Annotated in this window: 10 protein-coding genes; 7 read left to right on the forward strand and 3 right to left on the reverse strand. The window is 42.8% G+C overall.

The features are described from left to right. The first annotated feature begins 280 nt into the window (after window positions 1-280). Genes CXF86_RS14965 through CXF86_RS14985 form a run of 5 tightly spaced genes read left to right on the forward strand, consistent with a single transcriptional unit; the run spans window position 281 to window position 7,777 of the window. Window positions 281-1,642, forward strand: a complete 1,362-nt coding sequence (locus tag CXF86_RS14965; RefSeq protein WP_102039372.1) for a TolC family protein — start codon at window positions 281-283, stop codon at window positions 1,640-1,642. Next, window positions 1,642-2,688, forward strand: coding sequence for an efflux RND transporter periplasmic adaptor subunit (locus CXF86_RS14970; protein ID WP_102039373.1), 1,047 nt, complete (start codon window positions 1,642-1,644; stop codon window positions 2,686-2,688). The genes CXF86_RS14965 and CXF86_RS14970 overlap by 1 nt, the downstream gene beginning before the upstream one ends. Then, window positions 2,688-5,762 carry an efflux RND transporter permease subunit gene (locus tag CXF86_RS14975; protein WP_101092821.1) on the forward strand — a complete coding sequence of 1,025 codons (3,075 nt, stop codon included), beginning with the start codon at window positions 2,688-2,690 and terminating at the stop codon, window positions 5,760-5,762. Before CXF86_RS14970 ends, CXF86_RS14975 begins: the two co-directional genes overlap by 1 nt. Before the next feature lie 12 nt (window positions 5,763-5,774). Further along, the gene (locus CXF86_RS14980) at window positions 5,775-6,458 is read left to right on the forward strand and encodes a response regulator (protein WP_101092823.1); all 684 of its coding nucleotides are present in this window, start codon (window positions 5,775-5,777) and stop codon (window positions 6,456-6,458) included. Next, window positions 6,458-7,777, forward strand: coding sequence for a sensor histidine kinase (locus CXF86_RS14985; protein WP_180961078.1), 1,320 nt, complete (start codon window positions 6,458-6,460; stop codon window positions 7,775-7,777). Before CXF86_RS14980 ends, CXF86_RS14985 begins: the two co-directional genes overlap by 1 nt. 238 nt (window positions 7,778-8,015) lie before the next feature. On the opposite strand, the gene xapA is transcribed toward CXF86_RS14985, so the two are convergent. Continuing rightward, window positions 8,016-8,840 (reverse strand): xanthosine phosphorylase, encoded by an 825-nt coding sequence (gene xapA / locus CXF86_RS14990; RefSeq protein WP_102039374.1) that lies wholly within the window; start codon window positions 8,838-8,840, stop codon window positions 8,016-8,018. Between the two features lie 132 nt (window positions 8,841-8,972). On the opposite strand from xapA, the gene CXF86_RS14995 reads away from it, so the two are divergent. Then, window positions 8,973-9,902, forward strand: coding sequence for a LysR family transcriptional regulator (locus tag CXF86_RS14995; RefSeq protein ID WP_101092829.1), 930 nt, complete (start codon window positions 8,973-8,975; stop codon window positions 9,900-9,902). A 216-nt stretch (window positions 9,903-10,118) separates the two neighbouring features. On the opposite strand, the gene CXF86_RS15000 is transcribed toward CXF86_RS14995, so the two are convergent. Continuing rightward, window positions 10,119-10,556, reverse strand: coding sequence for a hypothetical protein (locus tag CXF86_RS15000; RefSeq protein ID WP_101092831.1), 438 nt, complete (start codon window positions 10,554-10,556; stop codon window positions 10,119-10,121). A gap of 260 nt (window positions 10,557-10,816) precedes the next feature. Here CXF86_RS15000 and CXF86_RS15005 point away from each other — a divergent pair, with 260 nt between their 5' ends. Further along, window positions 10,817-11,356 carry a TlpA disulfide reductase family protein gene (locus CXF86_RS15005; RefSeq protein WP_232775075.1) on the forward strand — a complete coding sequence of 180 codons (540 nt, stop codon included), beginning with the start codon at window positions 10,817-10,819 and terminating at the stop codon, window positions 11,354-11,356. 213 nt (window positions 11,357-11,569) lie between these two features. Here CXF86_RS15005 and CXF86_RS15010 read toward each other — a convergent pair whose 3' ends face one another. Next, a complete protein-coding gene (locus CXF86_RS15010; protein WP_102039375.1) occupies window positions 11,570-14,014 on the reverse strand; it encodes an OmcA/MtrC family decaheme c-type cytochrome in 2,445 nt (814 codons plus the stop codon). Window positions 14,015-14,164 lie beyond the last annotated feature (150 nt).

Below are 14,164 nucleotides of genomic sequence, written 5' to 3' on the forward strand. Positions count from 1 at the left end.
GCGTCGTGTTTAATGTTAGTCGGTTATTGTATCAATAAAGAGCGCTACTCAATGTGCTCGGCACTGCAAAAGCAGCTTGAAAGCGGCGCGATAACATCGTATTTCAGTATCACATTACACTGCTTTTTACGCCGAAGTGCTCATTCTAACGCACTCAATAACTGCCACGCTTCGAGGGTGGCATCATCAATTTCTAATAAATTATTTAGCTTGCTAAGTCTCTCCTAAGATTGCCGCTCTATTCTGCACTTTAACGGCATCCGACACGCGAGCATTCGTAATGAAGCAACCATTGTCCCCTTTTAGAACACTGTTCTTCTGTACTCTAATTTTTACAATATCTGGCTGTGCAACTTATCAAGCAAAGCCGCTTAATTTATCCCCTAAGCAACCCTTAAATATTAATGAACTTGTTTCATTGGCTCCAGCTGGTGCAGTTTCAATCGATGATGGTTTGAACCTTACCGAAATAGCCACCCTTGCGATATACGCGAATCCAATTCTTGAAATAAAGCGAGCGCAGTTAAAGGTATCGCAAGCACAGGTTTTTTCCGCTGGACTATTACCTGATCCACAATTATCAATGAGTTTAGATAAGCCCAATAGCAGTACCGCTGTCAATGCGTGGTCTGCAGGTCTCAATTTTGATACTACCTGGTTATTTACTCGCACAAGTGCATTAGATGCAGAAAAGTACTTCATGACACAAAATAAACTCAATCTACTGTGGGCAGAGTGGCAAGTTGTGCAACGCGTTCAAACCTTAACCATCCAATATAAATTGGAGCTGCAACAACTTGCCCTATTAAATAAAATACACGACTTGTATCAAGTACGATTAAATCAGTCTCAGCATGAATTAGCAGCGGGTAATCTTACTTTAGAAACCTATGGGCCGGTTCTAACGGCGTTACTCGACATCAATGTACAGTTGAGCCAACTCGCGCAGAAACACAGTCAAACTCACCATGATTTCTGTCTAGAAATGGGTATCGACTCGAGTACCACGCTTAACATTAGTGATTTACCTAGCTTGAAAGTCGTGCCTAAAAATGTTGCAGATTCACTGCTCACAAACTTAGCTGGTAATCGCCCCGATCTTCTCGCCTTATCTGCAGGATATCAAGCACAAGAAAGTCGTTATCACCAAGCTATTTTAAAGCAATTCCCAGCACTGACAGCGGGGATCACTCACGCAAAAGATACCGGTGGTTTAGTCACTAATGGTATCGGCGTTGGGCTGAGCTTGCCGTTATTTAATGCTAACAAAGGCAATATCGCGATAGAAGAAGCGACTCGAGAGCAGTTAAGAATGGAGTTTAATGAGCGCATGACTCAATCACGTAATCAAGTCGAACAATTATTAGCATTGCAAAGCTTACTGGCAGAAGAACAGCAGTATCTGGATCAGCACATTCCCCCATTACAATACATGGTTACTCAAGCACAAAAAGCGTTAAAAAATGGCGAAATCAGCTCTTTGACCATGCTCACAATAGAAACCAGTTTACTCAATAAACAGCTTGAACAACTGAGATTAAAACAAAGCATCTGGAATACCAGCATCTCACTTAATGCATTACTGGCGATACCGGCAGAAGTGACTTATTCAACACCTCAAAAATCAATGGAATCAATATAATGACGTTACTTTCTCCTTGGTCATCTTTTACCTGTCGATTAGCGATGGCAGCCGCACTTCTGCTCTGTGCTACGTCAAGTTATGCGCAAACTTCGGCAGCCGTGATCACCACTCCGGTTGCTGAGCAGGGTATCAGTGAGGTGATCACCGCTTATGGTTTGCTTATTCCTGATCCCGCTTATCTGATAAACATGTCTTTATCTCATGCGGGACAAGTCAATCAAGTTTGGGTCCGCAGTGGGCAGCGGGTTCAAAAAGGACAGAAACTGATTGAGTTGATTACGGCACCGGAAGCGAGAATGCAATATATTCAGGCTCAAAGTGCAGTTGAATTGGCTAAAAAGCAATTAGCCCGTAGCCAAAGATTATTAAAGTCTCAACTGGTCACTCAGGGAAACCTTGATTCGGCCTACAGTAACCTTAACGATGCCAAGGCGTCACTGAACGCTTTGAAACAAAAAAACGTTGATAAATCATCAGAAATACTAAGAGCACCAGTCGATGGGGTGATAACACAGCTCAGTGTTTCTCAAGGACAAAGAGTCTCAATAAATACCAATGCAGTACTCATCGCTGCGAATAATCGATTAATTGCCCAACTGGGTATTGAACCTAAACAGGTTAATCAACTGACGGTTAAGTTACCTGTGACCATCACAGCCGTTTTTGATAGTAAGAGTGAATCCGATAGTGAGATAAGTAATATTAACTCGATGCTAAACGTAAACACTCACCTAGTAGATATATTTAGTCACATACCAGAAGAACAATCTCATTTATTTGTATTGGGAGAGAACGTTAAAGCAAGCATTAGAGCTGAGACCCATGTTGGCTTAGTTGTGCCTAGAAGTGCGGTGTTAACGACAAATGGTAAAGCTTATGTGTTCAAAAACGTCAATAATATTGCGGTTAAAATAGGGGTGGAGGTTGGAGTTGAGCAGGAAAAACTAACCGAAGTTATTGGGGATTTAACCGTCGGGGATAACGTTGTTAGTACCGGAAATTACGTATTAACCGATGGTATGGCATTAAGAGGGGCTCTGTAATGACGGCAGCATCATGGGCAGCTTCACATAAGCGTTCGATTTTATTTTTTGTGTCATTTCTAACATTAGCCGGTCTTGCAACTTCGTTTATATCACCCGTGTCATTATTTCCTCATGTGGTATTCCCGCGGATTGTGGTGGCGATTGATGCCGGCGATCAGCCCGCTGACAAAATGTCTATTGCGGTCACGCGTCCTATAGAGCAAGCGATTAGAGCCGTGCCAGGCGTGGTGAATTTACGCTCTACCTCGAGTCGAGGCAGTGCTGAGGTTTCGGTTAATTTCGAATGGGGGCAGGATATGGTATCTGCTCTTTTACAGGTAGATGCAGCCCTTAACCAAAGTCTTGCCACGCTGCCTGCAGGGGTTAAATTTAGTGTTAGGCGTATGGACCCGACTGTTTTTCCTATCGCGGCCTACAGTTTAACGTCTGACTCACTGTCTTTAGTACAGCTTAAAGATATCGCTGACTTACAGTTAGTTCCTCTGCTGAGCTCCGTTTCCGGTATTGCTAAAATCGGCGTCTTAGGTGGCCAGGAATCGGAATACCATATCGATGTTAATCCCGATAAATTAGCCGCTTACCAACTTAACTTTAATGATATTGCTCAAGCTGTATCCACTAATAATACTTTACAAGCGATAGGACGTTTAGAAGACCACTATAAGCTGTATTTACTGATGTCGGACTCCCGCTTAAAGGGCGAGCAAGCGATCAATAATATTGTTGTTAAGAGTCAAACTACGGGAAATATTTATCTAAAGGATGTAGCTAAAGTCAGTTTAGCGACTGCACCACAGTGGATTAAAGTGAATGCGGATGGTCATGAAGCCGTATTAGTGCAGGTTTACCAACAACCTCAGGGTAATTCTGTTCAGATAACGAAAGATATTAATCAAAAGTTGGCAGATTTTTCGGCGACTAATGCAAGCAGTTTAAAAATTGCCAATTGGTATGATCAAAGTCAGTTGGTCACGGAATCAGCCACCAGTGTTCGCGATGCTATTATCATTGGCGTACTGTTGGCTGGACTGGTACTGCTGATATTTCTTCGAAGCATCAAAATAACCCTTATTGCTATGATTATCGTGCCTGCCGTTCTGGCCAGTACGGTGCTATTGCTATGGTTGTTTGGTATGAGCTTTAACATCATGACATTAGGAGGTATGGCGGCGGCTGTAGGATTAATTGTCGATGATGCTATCGTGATGATTGAGCATATTATTCGACGACTCAGAGATGCTAAACCAGGCACCAACAAACTAGAAAACATTCAAAAAGCAGCCGTTGAGTTTACCAAACCATTGGTGGGCTCATCTTCGGCGACCATTGTTATTTTTATTCCTTTAGCTTTTCTTAGCGGTGTTACCGGCTCTTTCTTTAAAGCACTGTCACTGACAATGGCAAGTAGTCTACTGATATCATTTTTATTCACTTGGTTAATAGTGCCACTACTAGCAGAGTATTTTCTTACGGATAAAGATGTTGATAAAGAAGATATAGGGCCTATTTTTGCTCGGATCCAGCAAGCATATCGTCAACTAATGTCCCGTTTGATAAAGCGACCTTGGTTAATTAGCCTCGGTTTAGTTCCTTTGCTTTTCTGCGGCTTTCTGAGTTATCAAAATGTAGGCACTGGATTTATGCCTGCAATGGATGAAGGGGGCTTTGTACTCGACTATGTCTCTGCACCGGGAACCTCATTAACGGAATCTAATCGTTTGTTATTGCAAGTTGAAGATATCTTGCAAAAAAATCCAGCGGTAGAAACATACTCTAGACGAACAGGATTAGCACTCAGTGGCGGTTTAGTTGAAGCAAATGAAGGTGATTTCTTTGTCAGGTTAACGCCTTTCCCAAGACCGCCTATCGATCAGATTATGAGTGAGATCCGTCATCAGATTGATGATCAAGTGCCGGGGCTAGAGATCGAGATGGCGCTGTTAATGGAAGACGTTATTGGTGATTTAACCGCGGTTCCTCAACCGATTGAAATTAAATTGTATGGTAATAAACCTGAAGAATTAATGGCTTTAGCACCTAAAGTTGCAGATGCCATCAGCAATATCTCAGGAGTGGTCGATGTTAAAGATGGTATTGTACTTGCGGGTAATGCCGTCAATGTGATTGTTAATCGAGATAAGGCCATATTACAGGGGTTAACACCGGCAGAGGTTACCAGCCAATTGGATTCTTGGTTTAATGGACAAGTCGTAACCACCATCCAGCAAGGCATTAAACTTGTCGATGTGAGAGTTTGGGTGCCAGAAGGAGATAGAACTAATATTCTCAGCTTGGAGCAGTTTTGGTTAACCGCCCCTGACGGCCATCGATTGCAGCTCAAGCAAATTGCTAATGTAGTGATAGAGTCTGGACAGCCTCAGATCGTACGCGATAATCTAAAGAATATGGTGGCAGTAACGGGTCGTATTGATGGCAGAGATATGGGGTCAACGGTTGCAGAAATTAAGCTGTTACTCAATAATTCCCCGTTACTGCCAAAAGATGTTTATTTTGAGTTAGGGGGGTTATATCAGCAACAGCAAATTGCATTTAAAGGCTTAATCGCCGTTTTTGTTGCCGCTATAGCCTTAATATTTATACTGCTTCTTTATATGTATGAAACATTTTCTGCGGCGGTTGCCATTATTCTTACTCCGTTGTTGTCCATCTCGGCTGTATTTATTGGCCTATGGGTAACCAATACTGAGCTAAACATTACTGCAATGATGGGCATGACGATGATTGCGGGTATTGTTACGGAGATCTCTATATTCTACTTCTCTGAATATAAAGAATTAATAGCGAATGGTGTCGGCTCTGATCAAGCTATTATTCAAGCGGGTAGTAATAGACTTAGACCTATTTCAATGACGACTCTGGCAACTATTTTGGCCCTTATGCCACTCGCCTTAGCGATAGGACAAGGCTCTGCAATGCAGCAACCTTTAGCGATTGCTATTATTTCAGGCTTATTAGTGCAGATCCCGTTAGCGATAATTATTATGCCGATAACCTATCGAGCATTGTCATCTAAGTCTTATAAGTTATCTAAATCACCGAAGAAAATATAAGAAGGTAAAGCAGTGCGGATCTTACTTGTTGAAGACGATATTATGATTGGTGAAGCGATGCAGCAATCACTAATCGATGCGAGTTATGCTATAGACTGGGTAAACAATGGGCAAAGTGCATTAGATAGCCTAGCAACACATAATTATGACTGTGTGTTGCTAGACCTTGGCTTGCCCGGCCTCGATGGTTTAGTTGTTCTGGCTAAGATCCGCGAAAAATATAACCTCGCAGTGATCGTCATCACCGCGAGAGACACCTTAAAAAGTCGTATTGACGGGCTCGACTCTGGGGCTGATGATTACGTGATTAAACCTTTTGACATGAGTGAACTGTTAGCAAGGATGAGAGCGGTTATTCGACGTCGAAGTGGCAATTCAGTACCGACCTTAGAAAGTAGCCAGCTTATACTTAATCCTGCCACTAATGAGGTGAGTTTTACGCAGACGTACGCAGACAAAATGGATCTGCAATCCACTAGTATTCTTTTATCTAATCGAGAGTTTTCCCTACTTAGAGCATTATTGATGAGACCTGGCGCTATTTTATCTAAAGCTGATCTAGAGGAGAAAATTTATGGTTGGGGCAATGAAGTTGAGAGTAACGCGATTGAATATTTAATTCATTCACTGCGTAAAAAATTAGGTGCGATAACGATTAAAAATATTCGTGGTGTAGGATGGATGGTCTTAAAATAATGGCGATAGGTTCTTTAAAATATCAACTTTCCCTATGGCTGACAGTGAGCCTTATTACAGCGGCTGCGGGCATTGCGGGTTATACTTTTTTTAATACTTATCAAGAAGCTATTGAGTGGCAAGATGCAACATTAAAACAAGTATCAAAGCTATTTGATGCCGAGCATAAACCTAAACCCAACACCATCATCAAAACAAAGAGTGAAAAGGGCATGCCTGAGATCCTTGTTGCGATACGAGATATGCATCAAACCCAAGCGCTTACACTGCCTTTTAAAGATGTTTCTAAGCAACTCAATGACGGTTTGTATAATCTAACACTCGCTGAAAATGACTATCGAGTGCTAATTAGCTCATCGCTTGAAAGGCAGCAACTACTGGTTCTTCAAAAAACATCGGAGCGAGATGAGCTCGCATGGGAGATGGCTAGAGCCACCTTGTTACCCTTTATTGCTGTCATTCCTTTATTAATTTTAATCATGAACCTAATACTGCATAGCCGACTTAAACCCATTCAGTTAGCGGCGAAAGCGGTAGAGTCTAGCTACCGACACAATATTAAACCTATTTCACTTGAGGATCTGCCCACGGAGATTACCCCTTTCGTATCTGAAATTAATCACCTCATTGGCCGGTTGAAATCTTCGATAGAAGAGCAAGAAATATTCATTGCGAATGCGGCCCATGAGTTACGCTCACCGCTAACCGCATTATCACTCCAAGCTGAATGTATCGGAGATGAGAACCTTCCCGTAAAAGAGCTGCAACGTGTCAAAGCACTCAGGTTAGGTATTGCGCGTAGTCGCAAGCTACTAGAGCAGCTGCTAACACTTGCTAGAGTTCAAGGCAGTCATATTGTCGAACATCAGACCGCTAATATTGAAGCGGTGCTGAAGAGTGTTATCGAAGATCTTTACCCTATAGTCGATGAAAAAAATCTAGACTTGGGTATAGAAGGGGATCTAAACATCGACTGCCCACTCGATAAATTAGATCTATACACTTTATTCAAAAATCTACTCGATAATGCCATTCGCTATTCTCCTGAAGATGGCGTAATTGATATTCAAATAAGCCAACAGTCGGGTCAAACACAAATAACCGTCAGTGATAGTGGTATTGGTGTCACTCCTGAGCATCATGACAAGCTTCTTTCGCCATTTTATCGAGTTCAGGATAGTCAAAATACCAATATAGGCTCAGGGCTTGGCTTATCTATCGTTAATAGTATTGTTGAGAAACAAGGGGGGAGGATCAGCTTCGGTTATACCGACGAAGTTCAAGCTAAAGGATTTAAAATAAAAGTGTTATTAACATAACTCATGCTGTAACAAAACGGCCAAACGGCTCAGATGGCAGGGTACCTGACGATATTGAAGTGTATTGTGAGCGGATGAAAAGAGGATGTACTCAAACGCATCTTAAGGCGCATTGTTAGTGACTTACTTCAGCGTTAATAACTGAATAAGGGAGCTTGATCCCCTTATTCAGTTACCTTGAATTCAATGGCCAAAAAAGCGCTGATTAGATCACTTAATTATCGCTATTGGTATAACATCAAAAATGATTTTCCATAAATGCTTTGATGAGATTGATAAAGTCATCCTGCGCTAACTTAGCACACTTAAGTGTTTGTTCATGGGATAGAGCTACATCGCCAAGTCCTTCAGCCATATTAGTGATTGCACAGATAGCCAATACGGGAAGGCTACAGTGAGCTGCAGATATAACCTCAGGTACCACAGACATTCCGACGACGTCTCCGCCAATGATCTGCATCATGCGTATTTCGGCAGCAGTTTCGAAATTTGGTCCACTGTAAGAGACAAATACTCCTTCAGTGGCATTAATACCCTCTTTTTTTGCTACCGCCAATGCTTCCAGTCGTAAGGATTTGTCATAAGCATTCGCTAAGCTAAAAAAGCGTGGGCCATAGGCATCATCATTACGTCCCGTCATAGGGGTGCCTGGCATGGTATTGATGTGGTCATTGAAAATAACGAGGGAGCCGACGTCGATAGTGTCGGGGCGTAAAGACCCTGCGGCATTCGTCACGATTAGCAATTCACAGCCTAAACGTTTAAAAGTACGCACCGGATTTGTCATGACTTTCATACTTTGATGTTCGTAGTAATGGCCGCGGCCTTTCATGCAAACAACGTCTATACCATTCATTCGTCCTAAAACTAACTCGCCAGAGTGACCTTCGACAGTGCTGACAGGGAAACCATCAAGATCTTCATAGGCAATACAGACTCTGTCTTCCAGTTCGTCGGCAAGGCTCCCCAAGCCGGAGCCTAATATGAATGCAGCCTTAGGACTGAAATTTGGTTTAAGGGCTGAAATGGTGGCGAGTGCATTATCTACTGGATCTATCTTCATGGTTTGTTCCTTGCTGATTAATGATCTTAGGGGTAATTTACCCCAAGCTTTATTCTGAATTAATCACTAAATTCAGCGCTATTATCCTGATTTTGCGTATAATCTAAGCGGTCAAACATTGAGGTGTGGATAATGAACATTAATGAAAATGTATTAAGTGGGCGTATAACATTAAAAATGCTCCGCTATTTTTATGCGGTGTCTCAATGTATGCATTTTGGACAAGCGGCAGCACAGCTTAATATTTCAAAATCGCCCTTGAGTGCTCAAATTAAAGAGTTAGAGTCTGTGCTTGATGTGACCTTGTTTGAGCGTACAACCCGCCATGTTCAGCTCACGGATGTGGGTTTATTGCTGAAACAGGAATGCGGACTGTTATTCGAACTGTTTGGTGATTCGATAAACAAGGTGGCAAAGGCGGGACGAGCGTTAGATAACACGATTAATATAGGGTTAATGAGCTCGATATTCTGGGCTGGTTTCGGCACTGTTCTAAGAGAGTTCAAAAAGAGTTATCCGCAATATACCTTTAATTTTATTGAGTTATCACCGGAGAAGCAGAAGCAAGCGCTAATAAAGCATCGTATCGATATTGGATTGGCCCGATTTGCTGATACCCGTAACATTTATCCGTTGAGTGAAAGGCTGTTATACGCAGAACCAATGTGTGTTTTGGTCTCTGATGAGCATCCATTGAAAATGAACCAAAGTCTCAGTATGGATGATCTAATTAATGAAGAGTTTGTGTTTATGAATCGTACTAACTCTGCATCCACCGATATGATTATTGAGCGCCTTGTTGACAGTGGGTTTTACCCTAAGGTGACTCAGGAGGTCATTGAACCTACGACGTTAATGGCAGTGGTGGCGACGAGTACTATGGTGTCGATTGTTCCTCAAAGTTATCGTCAACATCAATGGCACAATGTGTGCTTTATTCCGTTGAAAGAGATGATTTTAGCTGATATTTACGCGATTTATGACAGCCGGAGTGAAAGAGAGTCCGTTAATGCATTTCTAGCCGAAGTTCCCGCTTTACTGAGCCTGCAAAATATCAATTAGCGAATGAATTCGAATGAGTGTTCAGAGCCATTAAGCCACAAGGGGTTGTAGCAAATACCTCATCGGTAAAAGTGGCTTTATGCATTCACAGAGACAGTGCCTCTCGCGTGTGTGGCTTACGTCAGAGTTTTCCAGTAACTGATTCCAAGCTAATTACTGGCTGTATTTAATGGGGTGTCTGCGAATAGGCTTATTAGTATAGCGGTGTACTTAATATCATTCTAACGTGCTCAGTAATTGGCGCACTTGGAGGCGGGTATCATCAATTTTTTCGACGACCTGCATAGCGCTGTTTTCATCGCTGGCGACACTCTCCCAGTTGAGTTGCCAATTGGCTTTTAACCTTTCTGTTGCCGCTTGAATTTCAGGTTCAGTAACAACACTCAGATCGGCAATTAAATTGACTTTTACCCAGCCTTTTCGCGGACTACCTTGAATGATATCTTGGTCATAATGGGCGGCGTAAATGATAGATTCAAGCTCTGAAAGCTGCAGTAACAGCTCGAAGCTGGCTGAGCGCACGTTGTTATTGTATTCAGTAATTTCCATGCGCCAAACGTTATAGCTAAAACCAACCAACGCAAACAACATACTAAACACTGCAGTGAGTTGAAAAATACTAATGGTCTCAGTGCCCGAGATAGATACTTTCATTTATTCATTCCAGCCAATGGTCTTAAGTTAACTTTAGACAAAGACACTGACAAACCACCATAAATTTCAACTTTGTTACTACACTGTAGTGATTTTCATCACAAATTGTATTTAAAAGACGTTAGCTTGAATGATTAACGGCAGTGGCTCGGTCTATGTATAAGCTGACTGAAAGCCATCAGCAGAGTCGCGTCTAACATGGCATATTGGAAAAGTAGGATTTAACGTGATTTTTTAACGCAGGGGCTAAAGAGGGTTATATGCATTTAATCACTAAAAACGTAGCGCAGCGATTCAGCCAGCTTGTCAATATTAGCGTGCTGTTGGTCAGTATGGTGTTGGCAGGCTTTGTATTATCTGCAGCGGTTCTAGCGGAAGAAGTAAAGCCGATGGCAGCCGATTTTTCGCTTAAAGATGCCAGCGGCCAGCTACATTCGTTAGCCGATTATAAAGGCAAACCACTAATCCTGCATTTTTGGGCGACTTGGTGTCCTTACTGCAAAAAGCTGCAACCGGGACTTGAGAAGATCAGGCAAAACAATCAACAGAGCGATCTGCAAGTGTTAGCCATTAGCTTTAACGAAGACGATGGCGCCAAACCTGCCGAGATGCTATTGGCCCGTGGTATTCAAATTCCTACACTGGTTGATGGTGAAAAAGCCGCTGCTGATTACGCGGTGGCGGGTACGCCCACAACCTTCTTTATCAATCGCTTAGGCGAAGTGGTATGGAAGACCAATATATCCGATCCCAATGATCGCAAACTGGTCGACGCGACTGAGTATATTCTGGCTAACTAGGGTTTTAGCAACGATTTAAAAGCTGGACACTTGGTATTTAGAAGTAATAATAGTGGGCTTGTTCTTGAGCGATAGAGTGAGAACAAAGCTGATAAGAAAAGGCGAGCACTAATGACAGTGCTCGCCTTTTTTGTATCAGTCAGTACTTTCAACAGGAACATTCGATACTGACTTTATTTTTACAGCCTTAGTTCGCTAACGATTAGATGATCATTAGTGTATTTGGCCGTGCACTTTATCAACGCCTGATGCGCTACCGATAGAGTGACAGGTTGAGCAAGACTCAGTGCCAGTAGCTTGCGCTGCTGACGTTGCTCCAAATACTGCGCCGCCAGATAAGATCATGTGGTTCAGCATGCTTTGCTCTGCCGCGGTAATCGTGACCGGGACTTGTGGAAATTCGCCATTATCATAACCAGGGCCATTGCTGCTTAAATCTCGCGTTAGCAGAGTGGTACCATTGGCATCGAGTACCACTTTACCGTCTGAACCGATAAGTCCTGGACCGACACTTAGATGACAAGAGGTACATACAAGAGCGATAGGGCTGGTGTATACCGCACCGTCGCGCACGAGGTTGTTACCGTCACTGAGTGAGGTTGTTGGTGCTCGTGTGATTGAAGCTCTGCTGTTTTGTGTCAAAGGTAAATCAATTTGATTATCATCATGGCACTGAGCACAATCGCTGATAGGTGCAGAGTAGAACTCGTTACGTCCTACCATATCAAAGTCATTCTCGGCATTAACAAAGCGAAAGTTTGAGTGGATTTTGTGTACTTCAAACTTCAAATCACTAGAACCACCAGTCCGTGGAGAATCTGCTGGTGAACGAGTGAATCGATTTGAGTTATGGCAAGCTTTACATTGCGACGGGTCATCTGAACGACGGCTGTCATGCTGAATAACTTGTTCATGGCACGAATCACACTTGTTAAAGTTAGCACCAAATTTAACTTCAAAATCAGGATTATAAGTTAATGTTGCGGCATCAAAGAAATTATTGATCACCGTCGAAGGTGTTGAGATTTTCTCTAGTGCTCTATTGTCTTCACAGTTGACCAATTCATTACGACTATCGACACACACTCCAGAAGAGATGAACGTCGTGAGAATATCGCCGCTAGTGAGTGCTTCACCCTGGTTAATATTCGAGTCTAGTGCAGTATCCCACTGGCAAATAATGTCGCCAGTCGTTGCGCCTGCTTGGCAAAGTGGGTTTTTATCTAACTCAAAAGAGTTGGGCGTGTTCTTCGCAACATGAGTTTCAAAACCAGCGCCGTTGTCCCAGTTTAGTAGCAGACGAACGCTATTTTTATACTGCAGGAACTCATCCGTTAGCGAAATACCATTGCCGTCTTTAGTGACGCGAACATGCACATCGTAGGCGGTTGCGCTACTTGCGGTTAGATGGGTGACTTCAAACTTCACCCCATAATCAATACCCGCTGCTTTCTTACCTAGCGCTGCTAACGTATGAACATTCTCAACAGACATCCCAGCGCCTTCACCATGACAAGATAAACAAGTGTCATTTTCAGCTGGGAACATGATGTGTTTTTCGCTGTTTGGCTTAGCCGTTAACATCGCTTCATTAAAGGCAATGTTATCGTGGCAAGATGAACAGGTTGCAACGGTAGGAATACTCTTCCAGTTACCGCCTTCAGAGGTAATGACACCTTGAAGATCAGGGTTCGACACTAAATCAGCATCATCTGCATGGCAGCCTGTACAGTTACGGATGTCTTGTGGGTAGTTAATACCGTCAATAGTCCCTTTGTTATTTAACACCCAGAGACCATCGTTTTCTGCAAAAATGGTTTCTTTGTCGCCGTTGCGAGTAAATAGGCTGTACTTGTTACCCACTTCAGCTAGCGTCGGCAGATCAATACCTTGGTGTATTTTATGCGCCATGACTTTTAAATCTAAACTTTCACCGCTGATAGGGTCGTTCGCGTCTGGGTTGTGACAAGTCACGCAGTTGTCGGTATCAATTCTATTGCCACCGTGGAATGCAAGCTCAGTGTGGCAGCTATTACAGCTTTCAATGGCCACAATCTGGCGAGACTCACTGACGTCTCCACCTGCTGGTACCCAGTCAAGTGTAGTGTTAGCCACTGGATAATTGTCAGACTTTCGAACTTCTAAACCGATTCGATGAGTCAGCGCTTCTTGCCACGCTATAGCTTCTCCAGATATTGGATCGGTTGTGCTCAATACATCGGTTGCGAACGTGTATTGATAGCTACCATCCATATTGTCAATCAATTCACCTTTGTCGGCAGAGGGTAAGCTGACATTACTCGCATCAGGATACTGTGCACTATCAATATCGGTAGCCTTGCGCAGATAGCTGCTCCAGTCTGTTGTGTAACCGTCTTCATCTGGAATGAGTTTAGCGAGGGTGGTGCGGACATCAGTTATGCCAACTAATGCTCTGCCGTTTTGGTCTTCAGCTGTAAAAGTGAAAGTCAGTTTATCTGCTTCGAAGGTTGGTTGTGACATCGTCACGGTTAAACTTGCTGCAGTAGATACGGTATTACCACTACTGGGTGGCCCATCTTCTCCTGGCGCACCATCATTACCATCATTACAACCCACTAAAATGACTGCGGCGACGATAGCTGCAAGTACATTATATTTTCTTATTTTTTTAGACATTTAATCAATCCCACTATATTACCAATTATATGCTGCATCTATTTGGGTACCGCCTGCTTATGAGTGCTGGCATCTACTCAAATAGAATCAAGATAAAGTTACGGCTAATATTTTCCAGCATGGGTCGACTAATTTATAGATAACTAAAGT

Source organism: Shewanella sp. GutCb, from assembly GCF_002836135.1.
In the GTDB taxonomy this organism is placed as follows: Bacteria; Pseudomonadota; Gammaproteobacteria; order Enterobacterales; family Shewanellaceae; genus Shewanella.